Consider the following 21,089-nt stretch of genomic DNA (forward strand, 5'->3'; position numbering starts at 1 on the left):
ACCATGGTTTACCTCGACCACGCCGCCACCACCCCGATGCTCCCGGAGGCGGTGCAGGCGATGACCGCCCAGCTGACCGTCACCGGCAATGCGTCCTCTTTGCACGCCGACGGCCGGCGGGCCCGGCGCACCGTCGAGGAGGCGCGGGAATCCCTCGCCGCCTCCCTCGGCGCACGCCCGAGCGAGATCGTCTTCACGGCGGGCGGCACCGAGGCCGACAACCTCGCGGTCAAGGGCCTGTACTGGTCCCGCCGGGCCGCCGATCCGGCCCGCACCCGCGTGCTCGCCAGCCCCGTCGAACACCACGCCGTCCTCGACGCCGTGCAGTGGCTCGCCGAGCAGGAAGGCGCCCATATCGACTGGCTGCCGGTGGACACCTACGGCCGGGTGCACGCCGACGCCCTGCGCGAGGCCATCGAGCGCAACCCCGCCGATGTCGCGCTCGCCACTGTCATGTGGGCCAACAACGAGATCGGCACCATCCAGCCGGTCCGTGAACTGGCCGAGGTGGCAAGGGAGTTCGAGATCCCGCTGCATGCGGACGCGGTGCAGGCGGTCGGCCAGCTGGAGGTCGACTTCGCCGCCTCCGGACTCGCCGCGATGACGGTCTCCGGCCACAAGATCGGCGGGCCGTACGGCATCGGCGCGCTGCTGCTGGGCCGCGAGTACGCCCCCGTTCCGGTGCTGCACGGCGGCGGCCAGGAGCGGCATGTGCGCTCCGGCACCCTGGACACCCCCGCCATCGCCGCCTTCGCCGCCGCCGGTCGGCACGCCGTCGCGCACCGCGAGGACTTCGCCCGCGACATCGGCGCACTGCGCGACGACCTGATCAAGGCGGTACGCGCCGCCGCCCCGGACGCCGTCCTCGGCGGCGACCCGGACCCCGCGGGCCGACTGCCCGCCAACGCGCACTTCTCCTTCCCCGGCTGCGAGGGCGACTCCCTGCTGCTCCTCCTGGACGCCCAGGGCATCGCCTGCTCCACGGGCTCCGCCTGCACCGCCGGCGTCGCCCAGCCCAGCCATGTCCTGCTGGCCACCGGTATGTCGCCGGAGCTCGCCCGCGGCACCCTGCGGTTCTCCCTGGGGCACACCTCCACCGCGGAGGACGTGGCGGCGCTGGCGCAGGCCATCGGCCCGGTGGTGGAACGGGCGCGGAGCGCGGGGCTGAGCTAGCTCTCCCGTAGGGGGCTAGCTCTCCCGTACGGGCTTGTGCCCCTTCGGCCGTACGGGCTTGCGCAGCTCGGCCCGTACGAGCCGCAGGTAGCGGTCCCAGTCCCAGTGCGGTCCGGGATCGGTGTGATCCGTTCCGGGTACCTCGACATGCCCCACGATGTGCTCCCGGTCGGCCGGGAAGCCGTACCGCCGGCAGATCCCCGCCGTCAGCCGCGCGGACGACGCGTACATGGCAGCCGTGAACGACTCCGGCCGGTCCACGAACCCCTCGTGCTCGATGCCGACGCTCCGCTCGTTGTAGCCGCGGTTCCCGGCGTGGAACGCCACATCCAGCTCGCGGATCATCTGGGCCATGTGCCCGTCCTTGCGGACGACGTAGTGGGCGGCGGCTTCATGATCCGGGTCCTGGAACACTTTCAGCGCCGTCGCGAAGCTGCCCTGGACGACATGGACGACCACCCGGTCGATCTCGTAATCCGCCGGCCGGTCCGCCCGCCGGTAGTTCTCCGGGGACGCCTCGACCCACTGGGCGCCCGGATGGTCGACCGCGCCCGGTGTGCGGGGCTTGTCATGCCCCGGCAGCCGCCACCACCAGTGCGCCAGCTCGTCCCGCCCCGCGAGCGCGGCGGCCCCGGTGGCCACCGCCCCGCCGCCGATCCACAACGCCCGCCGCCGTGTGACCCCGGACGAGCCCCCCTTGGCGCCGCTCCTGCCGCCCTTTTCCCCAGCCCTCATCCCCATGCGCTGCATAACGCTTTCCGACCTGTCGGCGGTTCCGTCTACTCTGGACGGGCTATGACTGATGACGCCCCCCGCCGCCTCCGCGTACTCGCCGCCATGTCCGGCGGTGTCGACTCCGCCGTCGCCGCCGCCCGCGCCGCCGAGGCCGGCCACGATGTGACCGGCGTGCATCTCGCGCTCTCCGAGAACCCGAAGTCGTTCCGTACAGGTGCCCGCGGCTGCTGCACGATCGAGGACTCCCACGACGCGCGCCGCGCCGCCGACGTCATCGGCATCCCCTTCTACGTCTGGGACCTCGCCGAACGCTTCCGCGAGGACGTCGTCGACGACTTCATCGCCGAGTACGAGGCCGGGCGCACCCCGAACCCCTGCCTGCGCTGCAACGAGAAGATCAAGTTCGCCGCGCTCCTCGACAAGGCCCTGGCCCTCGGCTTCGACGCGGTCTGCACCGGCCACTACGCCACGGTCGTGCTGCGCGAGGACGGCAGCCGTGAGCTGCACCGCGCCTCCGACATGGCCAAGGACCAGTCGTACGTCCTCGGTGTCCTCGACGACCGCCAGCTGGCGCACGCCATGTTCCCGCTCGGCGACACCCTCACCACCAAGGCCGAGATCCGCGAAGAGGCGGCCCGCCGCGGTCTGTTCGTCGCCAAGAAGCCGGACAGCCACGACATCTGCTTCATCGCCGACGGCGACACCCAGGGCTTCCTCGCCAAGCGGCTCGGCACGGCCCAGGGCGACATCGTCGACGAGTCCGGGAACCGCCTGGGCACCCACGAGGGCGCGTACGGCTTCACGATCGGCCAGCGCAAGGGCCTGCGGATCGGCCACCCGGCCCCCGACGGCAAGCCGCGCTATGTCCTCGACATCTCGCCGGTCGACAACACCGTCACCGTCGGCCCCGCCGAGTCCCTCGACGTCACCGGCCTCACCGCCATCCGCCCTCGCTGGTGCGGCCGCCCCCCGACCGCCGGCCCCGCCACGTACACCGCCCAGCTCCGCGCCCACGGAGGCGAGACCGAGGTCACCGCCGAGCTGGTCGACGGCGGCGAACTCCAGGTGTCCTTCACCGAGCCCGTCCGCGGTGTGGCACCGGGCCAGGCGATCGTCCTCTACGACGGGACGCGGGTGGTCGGCTCGGCGACCATCGCCACCACGGAGCGGCGGGCGCGAGCAGAGGCGTAGCGCGCGGACAGGCCTGGCGCGCGGACAGGCGCAGGGCGCGTGCAGGCGTAGGGCGTGTTTTTTCGGCGCCCGGCCTGACAAATGTCATGCCGAACCCAGGACAGTCGAAACTGTTGCCGGGCGGGGCTGTGGACGAAGCTGAATGCGTTGCAGGAAGCAGCAGTTCACAGCCCAACTTGGGGGAGTGCGCCGTGAGTCAGAGCCAGCCCGTCGCCGAGGGCAAGCGGAGCAACCCGCTGCTCGACAGCTTTATGCCGCTGATCGTGGACGCCGGGATTCCGCTCGCCTCGTACTACCTCCTCAGCGAAGGCTTCGGGATGAGCACGGTGGCCGCACTGGGCTGGAGCAGCGTGGTCCCGGCGCTGCGCACGGTCTGGGGCCTGGTCAGAAGCCGCAGCGTCAACGGCCTCGCACTGCTGATACTGATCGTCAACGTCGTGGGCCTGGCGCTGAGCACGGTGGCCGGCGATCCGCGGCTGATGCTGGCCAAGGACAGCGGCGTCAGCAGCGTCGTCGGCATCGCGATCCTCCTCTCCGTACGGACGAAGCGGCCGCTGATGACCGCGGGCCTCAAGCCCTGGGTCACCAAGGGGAGCGCGGCCGGCAACGCCGCCTGGGACCGGCTGCTGGCCGGCTCGGAGCGGTTCCGGCGGGCCGAGCGGCGGTTCTCGGCGATATGGGGGACCGCGCTGCTGACCGAGTGCGTGCTCAAGGTCATCGGCGCGTACACCCTGCCGGTGCACACGATGGTCTGGCTGAGCACGGTGCTGACCATCGTGGCCATCCTGCTGGCCATGTTCATCGCGGGCGCAAGCTCCGCCGAACCGATGGAGAAGATGGTCAAGGCCGAGATCGAGCGCACCGCCGGGACCGGTGAGGGCGAAGCGGGGACGGCGGCCGCGCCTGCCGCTGCCGACGCCTCCGCTGCCACGGCGGTGGTCGGCGCCGGCGGCTGAAGCCGGGCGGCCGATACGGGGGTCGGCCGGCTCAGGCACCTCGCAGGGCTGCCCAGGTCAGCGGGCCGACCACGCCGTCGACGAGGAGGCCCTTCACGTCCTGGAAGCGCGCCACCCAACTCTCGGTGCGCGGACCGAAGTCGCCATCGACCTCCAGCGGGGTGCCTCCCCTCCAGTGGTTGATGAGGCACTGGATCTCGCGGACCCGGTAGCCGGTATCGCCGAACCCGGTTGTCGCATCGCCGTCGTAGTAGCCGCAGTGGGCGACCACCCGCGCCGGGGAGACGGCGGTGTGTGCGGCCGCCGGGGTGACGGCGTGGGCGAGGGCGGGTGCCATGGCGAGCAGCAGACCGGCTGCCATGGCGGAGACGGTCGTGGTGGTGCGCCGAAGCGTGAGCATGAGGAGATCTCTCTTCGCTGTGAGTCCCTGTCCGGGGGCTGTGAGGCGAGATGGCCTGTGTCTCAGGACAGCCACGGAGAGGGTGGCACCCGGAGTTCCGCGTTATGCGCATACCGTCCGAAATCCGCCCCTGTGAGTGACGGTGTCCCTCGCCAGGCGGCCGAACGGGGCGGCGGGCTCACGGCGGGTCAGGGCGCGGCGGTCCACTGTGAGGTGTCGCACAGCGGGCGATGGGCGTGCGAGGCCGGGCGTGGCCGACGCCGGCACGCTGACCTGGGGGCATGGCGTACGGAAGGGGCGGGCCCGGGGGAGTGGGCGGGGTGGTGCGCCTGCATAGGGGATCGATTTGTCGTGTATCCCACAGCCGGCCGGTGGGGTGTCGGCAAATAGGGTCGGCGGAGCGACGGGAGGGCACAGGCAACTGCGCCAAGGATGGGTGACGCCGAGGACTCGTGAGGAGTTGAAGGACTCGTGAAGGCGCGTCACGGTCCGGACCGCAGGCGGCCTTTCCTCGGCGACGAAGGGAACGGAAGTCATGTCGACTGTGCAAACTGAGGTCAAGCCCGGCGTTCATAGGGCCGGGCCGGCATCCCTGTACGCCGAGCTGGTCCGGCGGAATCCCGGGGAGCCCGAATTCCACCAGGCGGCTCTGGAGGTACTGGAGACGCTCGCCCCCGTACTGACCGCCCGCCCGGAATTCGCCGAGGCGAGAATTCTGGAGCGGATCTGTGAGCCGGAGCGGCAGATCATGTTCCGGGTTCCCTGGCAGGACGATTCCGGGGCGATTCACGTCAACCGCGGATTCCGGGTGGAATTCAACAGCGCGCTCGGTCCGTACAAGGGCGGTCTGCGCTTCCACTCGTCCGTGAATCTGGGGATTGTGAAGTTCCTCGGCTTCGAGCAGATCTTCAAGAATTCCCTGACCGGCCTGAACATCGGCGGCGGCAAGGGCGGCAGCGATTTCGACCCGCACGGCAAGTCGGATGCCGAGGTGATGCGGTTCTGTCAGTCGTTCATGACGGAGCTGCACCGCCATCTCGGCGAGCACACCGACGTACCCGCCGGCGACATCGGCGTCGGAGGCCGGGAGATCGGCTATCTCTTCGGCCAGTACCGGCGGATCACCAACCGCTGGGAGGCCGGTGTACTGACCGGCAAGGGCCTGGCCTGGGGCGGCTCCAAGGCCCGTACGGAGGCCACCGGTTACGGCAATGTGCTGTTCACCGAGGAGATGCTCAAGCAGCGCGGTGAGGAGCTGGACGGGCAGCAGGTGGTGGTCTCCGGGTCCGGCAATGTCGCGATCTACACCATCGAGAAGGCGCAGGCGCTCGGCGCCAACGTGCTGACCTGCTCGGACTCCGGCGGCTATGTCGTCGACGAGAAGGGCATCGATCTGGCGCTGCTGCGGCAGATCAAGGAGGTCGAGCGCGGCCGGATCAGCGTGTACGCCGAGCGGCGCGGGGTGTCCGCCACCTACGTGCCCGGTGGGCGGGTGTGGGATGTCGCGTGCGATGTGGCGCTGCCGTCGGCGACCCAGAACGAGCTGGACGCGGACGCCGCCCGGATCCTTGTCCGTAACGGCGTCAAGGCGGTCTCCGAGGGCGCCAACATGCCGACCACGCCGGACGCGGTGACGCTCCTCAAGGAGGCCGGGGTGGCGTTCGGCCCCGGCAAGGCCGCCAACGCGGGCGGCGTGGCGACCAGCGCGCTGGAGATGCGGCAGAACTCCGCACGTGAGGCGTGGCCCTTCGAGCGTACGGAGGGCGAACTCGCGGCGATCATGCGCGGGATCCACCGCACCTGCTACGAGACCGCCGAACGGTTCGGGCTGCCCGGTGACTACGTCGCCGGCGCCAACATCGCCGGTTTCGAGCGGGTCGCGGACGCGATGCTGGACCAGGGGCTGATCTGATCCGGGCGCGGGGCCGGAAGGGCGAGCCCGGGGGCGGGGCCGGTGACGCCGGCCGCGCCCCCGCCCCCGGCCCCGGCTCGTAAGGTGGCCGCATGAATATCTGTGTCTTCTGCTCCGCGGCCGATCTCGACGACCGTTATGTCACCCCCGCCCGTCAGTTCGCCGAGCTGATAGGCAAGGGCGGGCATGCGCTGGTCTGGGGCGGTTCGGACGCCGGTCTGATGAAGGTCATGGCCGACGGGGTGCAGGAGGCCGGCGGGAAGCTGATCGGTGTCTCCGTGGAGTTCCTGGCGCACAAGGCGCGCAAGGGCGCCGATGAGATGGTCGTCACCAAGGACCTCGCCGAGCGGAAGGCGCAGATGCTGGCGCGCGCCGATGCCATCGTCATCATGGTCGGCGGTATGGGCACGCTGGACGAGGCCACCGAGATCCTGGAGCTGCGCAAGCACGGGCTGCACACCAAGCCCGTGGTGCTGCTGAACACCGCCGGTTTCTACGACGGGTTGAAGGAGCAGTTCCAGCGGATGGAGTCGGAGGGGTTCCTGCCGCTCCCGCTGACCGACCTGGTCTTCTTCGCGGCGGACGGCGTGGGTGCGCTGGCGTACCTGGAGGAGAAGGCGGGCGTGCAGGCGTGAGCCACCGCCCGCCCCGCAGCCCGTCGCCCGCGTCCGGCGCCCCGGTGGAGCCGGGCCTTCGCCGGCCCGCTCGTTAGGATCGGCCTCATGGGTACGCACTTGATCACGGGCGCAGGGTCGGGCATCGGAGCGGCGGTCGCACGGCGGCTCGCCGAGCGCGGGGAGGACCTGTGGCTGCTGGCCCGCAACGCGGTCCGGGCCAAGGAGCTGGCCGCGCAGTTCCCCGGCGCCCGCACGCTCGTGGGTGACCTCGCCAACCCTGAGAAACTGTCCTGGGCCTTCGGGCAGCAGCCGCTGCCGGACCGTATCGACTCCCTTCAGCACATCGCGGGCGTCATCGAGCTGGGCGCGGTCGCCGATCTGCCGGCCAAGGCCTGGCAGCGGCAGCTCGCCGCCAATCTCGTCGCGCCCGCCGAGCTGACCCGTCTGCTGCTGCCGCTGGTACGGGTCGCCAAGGGGCATGTCGTCTTCGTCAACTCCGGTGCCGGGCTCAACGCGCACGCCCAGTGGAGCGCCTACGCCGCGAGCAAGCACGGCCTGAAGGCGCTGGCCGACTCGCTGCGGGCGGAGGAGCACGGCAACGGCGTCCGGGTGACCTCGGTCTACCCGGGGCGTACGGCCACGCCGATGCAGGAGAGCACCCACCGGCAGGAGGGCAAGGAGTACGACCCGTCCCGCTGGATCGACCCGGAGTCGGTCGCGACGGCCATCCTCACCGCCATCGATCTGCCGCGGGACGCGGAGATCAACGATGTGTCGGTGCGGCCGGGGCGCTGAGCCCGCAAGGGCCCGCCGAGGCGACGTACGCTGCTGGGGTGACCACTGAAGCGAAGTCGACCGCGGCGGCGGGGTGCGGGTTCCGGGAGATCCGGGGGCTCGTCACCGAGCTGAGCCGCCGGCTGGACGCCCATCAGCGCAGCCGGATCGCCGAGCTCGATCTGACGCCGACGCAGGCCAAGGCGCTGGAGGAGCTCGGTGAGCCGAAGACCGCGCGGGAGTTGGCCGGGGTGCTGTGCTGTGAGCCGCCGAATGTCACGTATGTCATCTCCAAACTGGAGAAGCAGGGCATGGTCGTGCGGCAGCCGCACCCGTTGGACGGGCGGGCCAAGCAGCTCGTACTGACCGAGGCGGGGCGGGAGTTGCGGCTCGATCTGCTGCGGCGGATGGGTACCGCATCGCCGCTCGACCATCTTTCGCACGAGGAGCGGATCGCGCTGCGCGACGATCTGCTGAAGGCGTTGGGGCGGGGCGAGTAGCCGCTCGCGGCCGCCGGCCGCTTTCCAAAGGACCTTGCCGAGGCCCCGGGTGTCTGCCCGGGGCTTCGTTCGTATGCGTTCAGTAAAGTTATAGCTGTAACTATTGTCGGTGAGGATGGATACAGCTTTAACTAAATCCATGATCACTGAGAATGCGGCGCCGGACGCGACGGCGAGCGAGGGGCGGACGGCCCGGGACCAGGACCGCACGGCCCAGGGCGGGACGGACGACCGCACCCGGACCCGTTCCCGTTCCCGTGGCGGGGCCCAACTCGTCGTCCTCGCCCTCGGGTTCGTGATGGCGAGCCTGGACACCGGCATCATGAATGTCGCCTCGAACGACCTGCGGGCCCGGCTCGGACTGAGCATGTCCGGCCTCACCTGGGTCGTCGACGGCTATGTTCTCGCCTTCGCGTCGCTTCTGCTGCTCGCCGGCTCGCTGGCGAAGCGGTTCGGTGCCCGCCGGATCTACCTCGTCGGACTCGCCGCGTTCACCGCCGCGTCCCTGCTGGGTGCCGTCGCACCCGACGGCACCGTCCTGGTGGCGGCCCGCTTCGCCCAGGGGGTGGGCGCCGCGCTCTTCATGCCCAGCTCGCTGTCGCTGCTGATGAACGCCTTCCCGGAGCCGGCCCGCCGGGCGAAGATCCTCGGTATCTGGTCGGCGATCGTCTCCACGTCCGTCGGGCTCGCGCCGACCATCGGCGGCCTCCTGGTCGGCACCCTCGGCTGGCGCAGCATCTTCCTGGTCAACCTCCCCATCGGTGTCGCGGGGCTGTTGCTCACCCGGCGGGTCGTCGCGGCGATCCCGGCCCGCGGCTCGGCGCTCGGCGGCAGCGGCCACGTCCTGGGACTGCTCGCCCTCGGATCTCTCAGCTACGCGCTCATCGAAGGGCCCGACAAGGGCTGGTCCGCACCGTTCGTCCTGGGTGCGTTCGCGGTCGCGGCGGTCGCGGCGGCCGGCTTCCTCGTCCGCGAACGGACCGCCCGCACCCCGATCCTGCCGGTCGCGCTCTTCTCGGACAGCCGGTTCTCCGCGGCGAACGCGGTCGGCTTCCTCTTCAACTTCGCTTTCTACGGGGCGCTGTTCGTCCTCGGGCTCTTCCTCCAGACGGCGCGCGGTGCGAGCCCGGTGACGGCGGGGCTGCAGATGCTGCCGGCCGTCCTGGTCATCCCGTTCGGCAACATGCTCTACGCCCGGATCGGACTGCGGATCGGCAACCGGGTCGCGCTCGCCGGCTCGCTGGCGCTCTCCGCGGCGGGCTATGTGCTGCTGTTCCTGATCCTCGCGCCCGAACTGCCGTACTGGGTGATCGCGGTGGTCCTCGCGGTCACCAACATCGGCAGCGGGGTCAGCTCCCCGGCGATGACCGGTGTCCTGATGGAGGCCGCGGGCCGTGAGCACGCCGACATCGGCAGTGCGACCCTCAACGCCAACCGCCAGGTCGGCTCGCTGGTCGGCATCGCCGGGATGGGCGCCGTACTGACGGCGGCGGGCGGCGGCTACCAGGGCGCGGTGCACGCCTTCGCGCTGACGGCGGGTGCGCTGGCCGTCGCGGCGGTGGCCGGCTGGGCGGGCATGCGCGAGCGGGCCTGACCGGGGGGCGGGTGGGGTGGGCGCGCCCCGGCCACCCCACCGCCGCATACCCTTCCTGGGTGAGCGAGAACAGCACGTACGAGTGGGCCGCGGGTGCGGCGACCGGGATCGGGTCGATGCCGGGCGGTGACGCGCGGGAGGCGGCCAGGACCGTCACCGGGTCGCTGGAGACCTTCCCGTATTTGCCGGAGCTCCCGGCGCGGGGGCCCGGCGCCGACATGATCGGGCGGACCATCGGGATGCTCGTCGAGGTCTACGGCCATGTGGAGCCCAGCGGCTGGCGGATCAGCGACCGGCCGGGCCGGGACACCCGGCGGGCCCGGTCCTGGCTCGGTGAGGACCTCGATGCCCTGGAGGAGTTCACGCAAGGCTACGAGGGGCCGCTGAAGGTCTCCGCGGTCGGCCCGTGGACGCTGGCCACCGCACTGGAGACGCGCAACGGCGAGGCGGCCCTGCATGACCCCGGGGCCTGCCGGGACCTCGCGGCGTCCCTGGCGGAGGGGCTGCGCGGCCATCTCGCGGAGGTGCGGCGACGGGTGCCGGGCGCGCGGGTGGTGCTCCAGCTCGACGAGCCGTCGCTGACGGCGGTGCTCCAGGGGCGGGTGAAGACCGCGAGCGGCTACCGCACCCACCGGGCCGTGGACCGGGCGGTCGTCGAGGGCGCGCTGCGTGATCTTGTCGGGGTGGCGGAGGGCGGTCCCGTGGTCGTCCACTCGTGCGCGCCCGAGGTGCCGTTCGGGCTGCTGCGACGGGCCGGTGTCACGGGCGTCTCGTTCGATTTCTCGCTGCTCACCGAGCGTGAGGAGGAGGCGATCGGGGAGGCGGTCGAGGGCGGTACCGCGCTGTTCGCGGGCGTGGTGCCGGGCGTGGACGGCCGATTGTCAGACCCTGCCGGTAGCGTCATGGGTGTCAGGACGCTGTGGCGCAGGCTGGGGCTGACGCCGGGGACTCTCAGCGAGTCCGTGGTCATCACTCCGTCGTGCGGACTCGCGGGCGCTTCGCCCGCATATGCCCGCTCCGCCCTCGCCCACTGCGTCCGGGCGGCGAGATCACTCGCAGACAACCCTGAGTGACCGCACTCAAGGACCACGGGAGGACAAGACGGTGGCTGGCGAACAGCACGCAGCGGAATCCAAGGTGCCCGCAGCGGCGCGGGAGAAGCACGCGCAGCTCGCTGAGCAGATCGAGGAGCATCGCTTCCGGTATTACGTGAAGGACGCCCCGATCGTCAGCGACGCGGAGTTCGACACGCTGCTGCGCGCCCTGGAGGCCCTGGAGGACGAGTACACGGAGCTGCGCACCCCGGATTCGCCGACCCAGAAGGTCGCCGGGGCGTACGCCACGGAGTTCACCGAGGTCGAGCACCGCGAGCGGATGCTCTCGCTCGACAACGCCTTCGACAACGACGAGTTGGCGGCCTGGGCCGAGCGGATCGCCGGTGAGCTGGGCGGCGATCCCAAGAGCGCCGGCTATCACTTCCTGTGCGAGCTGAAGGTCGACGGTCTCGCGGTCAACCTCACCTACGAGCAGGGCCGGCTGACCCGCGCCGCCACCCGTGGCGACGGGCGTACGGGCGAGGACATCACCCCCAACGTCCGTACGATCGCCGAGATCCCGCACCGCCTGAAGGGCGAGAGGATCCCGGATCTGGTCGAGGTGCGCGGGGAGGTCTACTTCCCGATGGAGAAGTTCCTGGAGCTCAACGAGCGGTTGGTGGCCGACGGCAAGCCGCCGTTCGCCAACCCCCGTAACGCCGCGGCCGGTTCGCTGCGCCAGAAGGACCCCAAGGTCACGGCCGGCCGCCCGCTGCACATGGTCGTGCACGGCCTGGGCGCCCGCGAGGGCCTGGAGATCGACCGGCTGTCGCAGGCGTACGACCTGCTCAAGGAGTGGGGCCTGCCGACGGCCACGCACAACAGGGTCGTCGACTCCCTGGAGGAGGTGCGGGAGTTCATCGCCCACTACGGCGACCCCGAGACCCGCCGTACGGCCGTCGAGCACGAGATCGACGGAGTGGTCGTCAAGCTGGACGAGATCCGCCTCCAGGGACGGCTGGGCTCGACCTCGCGGGCGCCGCGCTGGGCGATCGCCTGGAAGTACCCGCCGGAGGAGGTCAACACCAAGCTGGTCGACATCCGCGTCGGCGTCGGCCGCACGGGACGGGTCACGCCGTATGCCGTGGTCGAGCCGGTGACGGTGGCCGGGTCCGAGGTGGAGTTCGCGACCCTGCACAACCAGGACGTGGTCAAGGCCAAGGGCGTGCTGATCGGCGACACCGTCGTGATCCGCAAGGCCGGCGATGTCATCCCGGAGATCCTCGGTCCGGTCGTCGATCTACGGGACGGCGACGAGCGGGAGTTCGTGATGCCGGCCGAGTGCCCCGAGTGCGGGGCGGCGCTGCAGCCCGCCAAGGAAGGCGATATCGACCTGCGGTGCCCCAACGCCCGTTCCTGCCCCGCCCAGATCCGTGAGCGGCTCTTCTACCTGGCCGGCCGCAAAAGCCTGGACATCGAGAACTTCGGCTATGTCGCGGCCACGGCGCTCAGTCAGCCGCTGGAGCCCGCCGAGCCGCCGCTGAAGGACGAGGGTGATCTTTTCAGCCTCTCCATCGAGCAGCTGCTGCCCATCAAGTCGTACGTCCTCGACCCCGACTCCGGTCTGCCCAAGCGCGATCCGAAGACCGGCCGGGAGAAGGTCGTCACCTTCTTCGCCAACCAGAAGGGCGAGCCGAAGAAGAACGCCCTGGCCATGCTGGAGAACATCCAGGCCGCCAAGCAGCGCCCGCTGGCCCGGATCCTCACCGGTCTGTCGATCCGCCATGTGGGCCCGGTGGCGGCCGAGGCACTGGCGCGCGAGTTCCGCTCGATCGACCGCATCAGGGACGCGGACGAGACCGAGCTGGCCGCCGTGGACGGTGTCGGGGCCACGATCGCCGCCTCGTTGAAGCAGTGGTTCGCCGAGGACTGGCACCAGCAGATCATCGAGAAGTGGCGGGCCGCAGGGGTCCGAATGGAGGAGGAGCGAACGGGTGATGAGGGCCCGCGGCCGCTGGAAGGCGTCACCGTCGTCGTAACGGGCACACTTCAGTCACACACCAGAGATGGCGCGAAAGAGGCCCTCCAGAACCTCGGAGCGAAGGTGACCGGATCCGTTTCGAAGAAGACCGGTTTCGTAGTGGTGGGCGACAACCCCGGTTCGAAGTACGACAAAGCCATGCAGTTGAAGGTCCCCGTATTGGACGATGATGGCTTCGCGGTGCTGCTGGAGCAGGGTCCTGACGCGGCACGAGCGGTAGCTGTCACTCCGCCTGAGGAGGAGTGAGGTGTCACCCCATCGGCGCATACCAGATTGATCCGGGACGCCAGGTCGCATTCGGGCAACCGTCGTCGATCGCTGCCCGCAGCGGCCTTCCGCGGCCTACTGTTGAGGTGTGCGCCTGCCGTGGCGCGGGCACAGCCGGCTGTGAGAGGGATCGGAATGAAACCGACCGACAGCGCCGCTCCGGCGTCGCGGCTCCGGCGGCTCGTCGTGCCCGCGCTGCCCGCGACCATCGTCATCGTGGCGGGCCTCGCGCTCGCCACAGGTGTCATACGCACCCTGGGCGAAGGTGACGCACTGTTCCCCGGGGGCTCCGTAGGCTGGTCGCTGGCGATACTCACCGGCGTCATCGTCGGGCACCTGGTCGCCCTCGGCCGGGACCGCTGGTGGGGCGGCACGGGCTCCGGCGCCGCGCTCTCCCTCGCCGTCCTGCTGCTGTACGGCTGGCTGCCCGCCACCCTCGTCAGCCTCTCCGTCGTCGTCCTCGTCGGTGCCGCCCGCCGGCACCGCTGGCGACAGGCCCTGGTGCACGGTGCCGTGGACATCCTCGGCATCGGCGCCGCGGCGCTCGGCCTCGCCGCGTTCGGCGTGGTCTCCAGCGTCCGCCGCCCCTGGACCCCGGAGGCCTGGAACCTCTCCGTCCTGCCCGAGGTCCTCGTCACCGCCGCCGGCTACCTCCTCGTCAGCCGCGCCCTGCTCTGGGTCAGCCTCGCCCCGCGCAGCGGCGGGCTGCCCGCCATCCCCCGAACGGCCGTCGTCCGCCAGGCACTCGTCGGCATCGCGCTGCTCGGCATCTCCCCGCTGATCGCCATCTGCGCCGTCCACGCGCCGCTGCTGCTGCCGCTGTTCGCGGTCCCGCTGATCGCACTGGACTCCACCCTCTGGATAGCCCGCGCCCGCGCCGAGGAACAGCTGCGCGACCCGCTCACCGGCCTGCCCAACCGGCAGTGGCTGCTGGAGCGCACCTGGACCGCGCTGGACGACGCCGAGCGCGTCGGCACCCGCTCGGCGCTGGTCCTCATCGACCTGGACCGCTTCCGCTCCGTCAACGACACCCTCGGCCACCTCGCGGGCGACCGCCTGCTGCTGCAGATCGCCGACCGGCTGCGGCACGCCCTCCCGCGCGGCGCCGAGGCGGCCCGGCTCGGCGGCGACGAGTTCGCCGTCCTGCTGCCCACCACCGACTCCCTCACCAGCTCCCAGCGGGTGGCCCGCAACCTCGTCGCCGCCCTCGGATCCCCCCTGGATCTCGACGGACTGACCCTCGTGCTCGAAGCCAGCGCGGGGGTCGCCGTCTTCCCGGACCACGCCCTGGACGCCGAAGGACTGCTGCGCCGCGCCGATGTGGCGATGTACCAGGCCAAGCGGGACCGCAGCGGCGTCGAGCTCTACGAGGCCAAGCGGGACGGCAACACCCCCGACCGGCTCGGCCTGTTGGGCGATCTGCGGCGCGCCCTGGACGCCGGCGACGTCGAGCTGCACTACCAGCCCAAGGTCGGCTTCGACGGCCATGTCGCCGGGCTGGAGGCCCTGGTCCGCTGGGTGCATCCGGACCGCGGCAGGGTGCCACCGGACGAATTCATCGCCATCGCCGAGTCCTCCGGCCTGATGCCACGGCTGACGGAGTACGTCCTGGAGACGGCGCTCGCCCAGGTGGCGCGCTGGCGCGCGATGGGCCTGGAGGTGCCGGTCGCGGTCAATGTCTCCCCCCGCGATGTGCACTCCCCGGGCTTCGCCGGAGCGGTCGCAGCCCGGCTGGCCCGGCATCGCGTCCCACCGGGCGCCCTCCAGCTGGAGATAACCGAGCATGTCCTCCTGGAGGACCCGCAGCGGGCCGCCGACACCCTCGCCGGGCTCACCGCCCACGGCGTGAAGATGTCCCTCGACGACTTCGGCACCGGCTACTCCTCGCTGGTCCATCTGCGGCGCCTCCCGGTCAGCGAGCTCAAGATCGACCGCTCCTTCGTGGCCCGGCTCGCCGTCGACAACGAGGACGCCGAGATCGTCCGCTGCACCCTCGACCTCGCCCACTCCCTCGGCCTCCTGGTCGTCGCCGAGGGCGTCGAGGACGACGAGACCTGGGAGCGGCTGCGCGACCTCGGCTGTGACGCCGTACAGGGCTGGCTGGTGGCGGCCGCGATGCCACCGGACGAAACCACGGCCTGGCTGAGAGCCCGCGGCGAGCACGGCTGGCACCGCGAATCGGAGACGGCCGCCCTGGCGGCGGAGAAGGCCGCCGAGCGCCCTTCGGGACAGGTCTTGAACTGACCCGGCCACCGGCCGTCCCGTGTCCCCGCTCCGAAGACCCCTCGCAGGTGCCCACAGCGCAGGACCGGCCCGATGAGTCCGGGCCGGACGACGAGTCCGACGCATCCGTCGAGCCCGACCCCTCCGGTGGGACGGACGAGGCCGACGGGACGGGCGACGCGGACGCGGCCGAGGGTGCCGCCGAGGCGGAGGAAACGCCCGGGCAGGAGGCTCCCTAGCAGGCCACACCCCCTCCGGCCGATCGTGGAGAGCCGCCGCTCCCGGCGTTCGCCGGCCGCCCCGGGGAAAGGGTTTCGCGGCAGCTCTCCCGTACGCCATAGGATTGGGCCGGAAAAGTTCACAGGAGCATTCGCCAAGAAGGCTCCGCCTGGACATTCCACCCGGAACACTCCGCCAAGAACACCAGAGGATCGCTGCATGCCTGGCATCACGCGCGAGGAGGTCGCTCACCTCGCCCGGCTGGCACGTCTGGAGCTGCAGGGCGAAGAGCTCGACCACTTCGCCGGACAGCTCGACGACATCATCGGCGCGGTCGCCCGCGTCTCCGAGGTCGCCGACCAAGACGTACCGCCGACCTCCCACCCGCTGCCCCTGACCAATGTCATGCGGCCGGACGAGGTCCGTCCGTCGCTGACCCCCGAGCAGGCGCTCTCCGGCGCCCCGGCCCAGGAGCAGCAGCGTTTCAAGGTGCCGCAGATCCTGGGTGAGGAGTGACCGACATGGCAGACCTGATCAAGCTCACCGCCGCCGAGATCGCGGCGAAGATCGCCGCCGGCGAGCTCACCGCCGTCGAGGTGACCGAGGCCCACCTGGCCCGGATCGAGGCCGTCGACGAGAAGGTGAACGCCTTCCTGCACATCGACCGCGAGGGCGCGCTCGCCCAGGCCCGCGCCGTGGACGAGAAGAAGGCCCGCGGCGAGAAGCTCGGCCCGCTGGCCGGCGTCCCGCTCGCGCTCAAGGACATCTTCACGACGGAGGGCATTCCCACCACCGTCGGCTCGAAGATCCTCGAAGGCTGGATCCCGCCGTACGACGCGACCCTGACCAAGAAGCTCAAGGCCGCCGACGTCGTCATTCTCGGCAAGACCAACATGGACGAGTTCGCCATGGGGTCCTCCACCGAGAACAGCGCCTACGGGCCGACCGGCAACCCCTGGGACCTGACCAAGATCCCCGGCGGCTCCGGCGGCGGCTCGTCCGCCGCGCTCGCCTCCTTCCAGGCCCCGCTCGCCATCGGCACCGACACCGGCGGCTCCATCCGCCAGCCGGCCGCCGTCACCGGCACCGTCGGCGTCAAGCCCACCTACGGCGGCGTCTCCCGCTACGGCATGGTCGCCTTCTCCAGCTCCCTGGACCAGGGCGGGCCCTGTGCCCGTACGGTCCTGGACGCGGCGCTGCTGCACGAGGTGATCGCCGGGCACGACCCGCTGGACTCCACCTCCATCGACGCGCCCGTACCGCCGGTCGTCGAGGCCGCCCGCAACGGCAGCGTCGAGGGCATGCGCGTCGGCGTCGTCAAGCAGTTCCGCGGCGAGGGCTACCAGGCCGGTGTCATCCAGCGCTTCGACGAGTCGGTCGCGCTGATGAAGGAGCTGGGCGCCGAGATCGTCGAGCTGGACTGCCCGTCCTTCGACCTGGCGCTGTCCGCGTACTACCTCATCGCGCCCTCGGAGTGCTCCTCCAACCTGGCCCGCTTCGACGCCATGCGCTACGGCCTGCGGGTCGGCGACGACGGCACGAAGTCCGCCGAGGACGTCACCGCCCTGACCCGTGAGGCCGGCTTCGGCCCCGAGGTCAAGCGCCGGATCATGCTCGGCACGTACGCGCTCAGCTCCGGCTACTACGACGCGTACTACGGCTCCGCCCAGAAGGTGCGGACGCTGATCACCCGCGACTTCGAGAAGGCCTTCGAGCAGGTCGACGTGATCGTCTCGCCGACCACGCCCACCACCGCCTTCCCGATCGGCGAGCGGGCCGACGACCCGATGGCCATGTACCTCGCCGACCTGTGCACGATCCCCACCAACCTGGCAGGCAACGCGGCCATGTCGCTGCCCTGCGGCCTGGCCCCCGAGGACGGGCTGCCGGTGGGCCTGCAGATCATCGCCCCTGCCATGGCCGACGACCGGCTCTACAAGGTCGGTGCCGCGGTCGAGGCCGCGTTCACCGCCAAGTGGGGCCACCCGCTGCTAGAGGAGGCACCCGCACTGTGAGTGGAAAGCTTGCCAAGGCCAAGGGCTTCAAGAAGTCCAAGCCCGGTACGTATCTGTCCATCGGCACCACGCTGTTCGGCGCGGTGAGCGTCGTCAAGCAGGCGAAGAAGGCCAAGCTGGAGCAGGACAAGCTCCAGCTGGTCGACGCCGTAGTCTCCGCCGCCGCCATCGTCACCGGCGTCGCGCTCCTCATCCGCGAACTGCGCCGTCTCAACGACGACGACGTCCTCGCGGACTGATCGGCGCCGGACCTGAGAGGTTAGTTTCACCGTGACTGTCACCGACCTGGTGTCGTACGAGGACGCGCTGGCCACCTACGACCCCGTCATGGGGCTCGAGGTACACGTCGAACTCGGAACCAAGACCAAGATGTTCTGCGGGTGTTCCACCACCCTCGGCGCCGAGCCCAACTCGCAGACCTGCCCCACCTGCCTCGGCATGCCCGGCTCGCTGCCGGTCGTCAACGCGATCGGCGTCGAGTCCGCCATCAAGATCGGCCTGGCGCTGAACTGCACCATCGCCGAATGGTGCCGCTTCGCCCGGAAGAACTACTTCTATCCGGACATGCCGAAGAACTTCCAGACCTCCCAGTACGACGAGCCGATCGCCTTCGACGGCTACCTCGACGTACAGCTGGAGGACGGCGAGGTCTTCCGGGTGCACATCGAGCGCGCCCACATGGAGGAGGACACCGGCAAGTCCACCCACGTCGGTGGTGCCACCGGCCGTATCCAGGGCGCCCGGCACTCCCTCCTGGACTACAACCGCGCCGGCATCCCGCTCATCGAGATCGTCACCAAGCCGATCGAAGGAGCGGGGTCGCGGGCTCCGGAAGTCGCCAAGGCGTACGTCGCCGAGCTGCGCGAGCTCATCAAGGCGCTGGGCGTCTCCGAGGCCCGGATGGAGCAGGGCCAGATGCGCTGCGACGTGAACCTCTCGCTGCGCCCCAACGGCACCGAGAAGTTCGGCACCCGTAGCGAGACGAAGAACGTCAACTCCCTGCGCTCCGTGGAGCGTGCGGCCCGCTTCGAGATCCAGCGGCACGCCGCGGTGCTCTCGTCCGGCGGCACGATCATCCAGGAGACCCGTCACTTCCACGAGGAGGACGGCTCCACGACCTCCGGCCGGGTCAAGGAAGAGGCCGAGGACTACCGCTACTTCCCCGAGCCGGACCTGGTGCCGGTGGCCCCCTCCCGCGAGTGGGTCGAGGAGCTGCGCGGCACGCTGCCCGAGCTTCCGCGCGTACGCCGTAACCGGCTGCGCGAGGAGTGGGGCATCTCCGAGCACGACATGCAGTCGATCCTCAACGCGGGCGCGGTCGACCTGATCACCGCCACCGTCGAGGCCGGTGCCGACTCCGCCGCCGCCCGTAAGTGGTGGATGGGCGAGCTCGCGCGCCGCGCCAACGAGGACGGCGTGGAGCTGGCCGCCCTGCCGATCACCCCCGAGCAGGTCGCCCGGGTCACCGCGCTGGTCGCCGACGGTTCCCTCAACGACAAGCTGGCCCGCCAGACGATCGAGGGCGTGCTGGCCGGCGAGGGCGACCCCGACACGGTCGTCGAGAAGCGCGGTCTGAAGGTCGTCTCCGACGAGGGCGCCCTGGGCACCGCCGTCGACGAGGCGATCGCCGCCAACGCGGCCATCGCCGACAAGATCCGCGGCGGCAAGGTCGCCGCGGCCGGCGCCCTGGTCGGCGCGGTCATGAAGGCCACACGTGGCCAGGCCGACGCGGCACGCGTACGGGAACTCATCTTGGAGAAGCTGGGCGTCGAGGGCTGACGCACCACTGATCCGGTAGCGCGAAGCGGCCGTCCTCCTACGGGAGGGCGGCCGCTTCGCGTACCCCCACCCGTTTGGCCCGGCCCGGGAATGCCGGGGCGTTCCGCCGTGCTGTGATCAGGGAGAGGCCCCGTCCGCCGCGGACGCGGACGGGGTCGCCGGCTCCAGCTAGTGGAGGCCCCGGTCTCCTCTCTCCGACCCACGGTGCAAAGTAGCGGTGCGCTTGCTGAAGCCCCGTTTCATTCTTGGCTGTGTCGGGTCCTGACATGACACGTCGGGTGGGGCCTTGGCACAGGTCAGTGGCGTGAGCTGCTTCGACGGCTTCGGGGTACGCCTCGTGCTTGGCGTGCTCGGCGAGTGCCCGGTAGATGCTCGCCACGGACGGGTTCTGTCCCTTGCGCTCGCCGGTGGGGATGAACAGGTCGGGCTGAATCTGCTCGCGGACTCGCCGCCGGCGCGGCGCCGTTGCACGGTGTGCAGCATGTCGTCGGTGATGACGGGCGGCCCTCCGCCGTGCTTGCCCTTGTGGGCCGCCGCGTCGAGTCCTTCGAGGGGCGACTCCTGGATGTTCTCCCGCTCGTTCTTCGCCATTGCGGCGAAGAACGCGAACAGCAGGCGGCCGGGTCAACTCGGGTCGTACATCCCGCCTTTGCGTGAGAGCGAGTTCTGCGAACCCGACCGGTTCTCCGCGACCTTCGCGCGGCTCTTTTTGATCTTGCTCGGACAAAGGGACGTTCGTGCGAATCACTCGCTGCCGGGGGCGGTGTCGCTCGGCTGTACACCCATGAAACAGCAGTGAGTTGAGGTGCAGGCAATCCCGGTGTGATTGATCTTGGTGGGGTTCGCCGTTATGCGTGAGCTTCGAGTTGGCAGGGTGCGGCGCCTCGTCCGCAGTCCGTTGAGGTCCCCGGATGTGGTTACAGGTGACAGATTCCCGTGCGGATTAACGAAATTGGCCATGGCCGTCGATTCACGTTTACGCGCAGCCGCCCAGATGGAACCGGGGCCCCGTCCTTACGGGGAGTCACGAAAGTGCCTCTTGTGAGGGACGGCAAAGGGGGGCATTCCTGTCGAGGGGCGCGCGCCGGGACTGAAAAAGAAGGTTCGTGTTCTGTGTTGGCGCCGTGGTGCGCCTGCCTTCCCAGGAGAACGCTGTCCAAATTTCGTTCTTCCCAAAGGGCAGGGGGGTCATGAGAATGATGTTTCATCCGCTGGAACGCACCATTTATTCGATTCGGGGGTGGCCATTAAATTCCATTAGGGCCGCCAGCCTTTGTGAAGGGGCAGGACATCCGCGGCTCCCGCGCTGTGATCGTTCCCTCCCATACGGAGGGGTTCGGGCTCGTAGGTCTGGAAGCCACCGAGCAGGGCGTCCCCGTTCTGATGGCTGAGGAGAGCGGGCGAAACTCCTGATCGGCGCCATCCGCATGCCGGCGAGTATCGCTGCCCCCTGCGTGGTCAGGGACGAGGGGCATGCGGGCGTCCGGCCGCCCCTGTGGTGGAACGTCATCAACGACCTGAAGAAGCCCCGGCCGCCCACTATGTCGGGGGCCAATCAGCCGGTGGATACACATGGCCGCACGCGGCGCAGGCAGTCATGGACGTCGCACGGAACACACCACGACTACGACACACGCCAAGTCCCGCGGAAGAAGCATC

Annotated in this window: 20 protein-coding genes; 18 read left to right on the forward strand and 2 right to left on the reverse strand. The window is 70.4% G+C overall.

Features of this window, described 5'->3' with window-relative positions; genetic code table 11:
- Positions 1-3 precede the first annotated feature (3 nt).
- Complete coding sequence (locus KI385_RS31050) at positions 4-1,173, forward strand: cysteine desulfurase family protein (RefSeq protein WP_238575415.1); 1,170 nt, start codon at positions 4-6, stop codon at positions 1,171-1,173.
- Between the two features lie 15 nt (positions 1,174-1,188).
- On the opposite strand, the gene KI385_RS31055 is transcribed toward KI385_RS31050, so the two are convergent.
- Positions 1,189-1,908, reverse strand: a complete 720-nt coding sequence (locus tag KI385_RS31055) for an N-acetylmuramoyl-L-alanine amidase (RefSeq protein WP_238575416.1) — start codon at positions 1,906-1,908, stop codon at positions 1,189-1,191.
- 60 nt (positions 1,909-1,968) lie between these two features.
- Between KI385_RS31055 and mnmA the strand changes: the two genes are divergently transcribed.
- Positions 1,969-3,099, forward strand: coding sequence for a tRNA 2-thiouridine(34) synthase MnmA (mnmA, locus tag KI385_RS31060; protein WP_238575417.1), 1,131 nt, complete (start codon positions 1,969-1,971; stop codon positions 3,097-3,099).
- 251 nt (positions 3,100-3,350) lie between these two features.
- Complete coding sequence (locus tag KI385_RS31065; RefSeq protein WP_238577933.1) at positions 3,351-4,055, forward strand: VC0807 family protein; 705 nt, start codon at positions 3,351-3,353, stop codon at positions 4,053-4,055.
- Between the two features lie 31 nt (positions 4,056-4,086).
- On the opposite strand, the gene KI385_RS31070 is transcribed toward KI385_RS31065, so the two are convergent.
- Complete coding sequence (locus KI385_RS31070) at positions 4,087-4,455, reverse strand: peptidoglycan-binding domain-containing protein (protein WP_238575418.1); 369 nt, start codon at positions 4,453-4,455, stop codon at positions 4,087-4,089.
- A gap of 535 nt (positions 4,456-4,990) precedes the next feature.
- Here KI385_RS31070 and gdhA point away from each other — a divergent pair.
- The 15 genes from gdhA to KI385_RS44680 all read left to right on the forward strand — a co-directional run bounded on the left by gdhA (position 4,991) and on the right by KI385_RS44680 (position 20,843).
- Positions 4,991-6,367: an NADP-specific glutamate dehydrogenase gene (gene gdhA, locus KI385_RS31075; protein WP_238575419.1), complete on the forward strand. Its 1,377-nt coding sequence runs from the start codon at positions 4,991-4,993 to the stop codon at positions 6,365-6,367.
- Positions 6,368-6,459: 92 nt separating this feature from the next.
- Positions 6,460-7,002, forward strand: a complete 543-nt coding sequence (locus tag KI385_RS31080) for an LOG family protein (RefSeq protein ID WP_238575420.1) — start codon at positions 6,460-6,462, stop codon at positions 7,000-7,002.
- 87 nt (positions 7,003-7,089) lie between these two features.
- Positions 7,090-7,779 (forward strand): SDR family oxidoreductase, encoded by a 690-nt coding sequence (locus tag KI385_RS31085; RefSeq protein ID WP_238575421.1) that lies wholly within the window; start codon positions 7,090-7,092, stop codon positions 7,777-7,779.
- Positions 7,780-7,868: 89 nt separating this feature from the next.
- The gene (locus KI385_RS31090; protein ID WP_238577934.1) at positions 7,869-8,258 is read left to right on the forward strand and encodes a MarR family winged helix-turn-helix transcriptional regulator; all 390 of its coding nucleotides are present in this window, start codon (positions 7,869-7,871) and stop codon (positions 8,256-8,258) included.
- Positions 8,259-8,397: 139 nt separating this feature from the next.
- The gene (locus KI385_RS31095) at positions 8,398-9,852 is read left to right on the forward strand and encodes an MFS transporter (protein ID WP_238575422.1); all 1,455 of its coding nucleotides are present in this window, start codon (positions 8,398-8,400) and stop codon (positions 9,850-9,852) included.
- Between the two features lie 59 nt (positions 9,853-9,911).
- A complete protein-coding gene (locus KI385_RS31100) occupies positions 9,912-10,925 on the forward strand; it encodes a methionine synthase (protein ID WP_238575423.1) in 1,014 nt (337 codons plus the stop codon).
- Between the two features lie 31 nt (positions 10,926-10,956).
- Positions 10,957-13,173: an NAD-dependent DNA ligase LigA gene (gene ligA, locus KI385_RS31105; protein WP_238575424.1), complete on the forward strand. Its 2,217-nt coding sequence runs from the start codon at positions 10,957-10,959 to the stop codon at positions 13,171-13,173.
- A 156-nt stretch (positions 13,174-13,329) separates the two neighbouring features.
- Positions 13,330-15,438: a putative bifunctional diguanylate cyclase/phosphodiesterase gene (locus KI385_RS31110; RefSeq protein ID WP_238575425.1), complete on the forward strand. Its 2,109-nt coding sequence runs from the start codon at positions 13,330-13,332 to the stop codon at positions 15,436-15,438.
- A 47-nt stretch (positions 15,439-15,485) separates the two neighbouring features.
- Positions 15,486-15,656 (forward strand): hypothetical protein, encoded by a 171-nt coding sequence (locus KI385_RS31115; RefSeq protein ID WP_181923697.1) that lies wholly within the window; start codon positions 15,486-15,488, stop codon positions 15,654-15,656.
- Between the two features lie 199 nt (positions 15,657-15,855).
- The gene (gatC, locus tag KI385_RS31120; protein ID WP_181923696.1) at positions 15,856-16,152 is read left to right on the forward strand and encodes an Asp-tRNA(Asn)/Glu-tRNA(Gln) amidotransferase subunit GatC; all 297 of its coding nucleotides are present in this window, start codon (positions 15,856-15,858) and stop codon (positions 16,150-16,152) included.
- A gap of 5 nt (positions 16,153-16,157) precedes the next feature.
- On the forward strand, positions 16,158-17,651 hold the full coding sequence (gene gatA / locus KI385_RS31125) for an Asp-tRNA(Asn)/Glu-tRNA(Gln) amidotransferase subunit GatA (protein WP_425356985.1): 1,494 nt from the start codon (positions 16,158-16,160) through the stop codon (positions 17,649-17,651).
- Positions 17,648-17,890, forward strand: coding sequence for a hypothetical protein (locus KI385_RS31130; RefSeq protein WP_128507816.1), 243 nt, complete (start codon positions 17,648-17,650; stop codon positions 17,888-17,890). The genes gatA and KI385_RS31130 overlap by 4 nt, the downstream gene beginning before the upstream one ends.
- A 31-nt stretch (positions 17,891-17,921) precedes the next feature.
- The gene (gatB, locus tag KI385_RS31135; RefSeq protein ID WP_238575427.1) at positions 17,922-19,430 is read left to right on the forward strand and encodes an Asp-tRNA(Asn)/Glu-tRNA(Gln) amidotransferase subunit GatB; all 1,509 of its coding nucleotides are present in this window, start codon (positions 17,922-17,924) and stop codon (positions 19,428-19,430) included.
- 304 nt (positions 19,431-19,734) lie between these two features.
- Entirely contained in the window at positions 19,735-20,229 is a 495-nt protein-coding gene (locus KI385_RS31140; protein ID WP_238575428.1) for a hypothetical protein, read from the forward strand.
- Between the two features lie 476 nt (positions 20,230-20,705).
- A complete protein-coding gene (locus KI385_RS44680; RefSeq protein ID WP_425356986.1) occupies positions 20,706-20,843 on the forward strand; it encodes a glycosyltransferase in 138 nt (45 codons plus the stop codon).
- Positions 20,844-21,089: the final 246 nt, after the last annotated feature.

This window comes from Streptomyces inhibens, from assembly GCF_022221585.1.
Lineage (GTDB): Bacteria > Actinomycetota > Actinomycetes > Streptomycetales > Streptomycetaceae > Streptomyces > Streptomyces inhibens.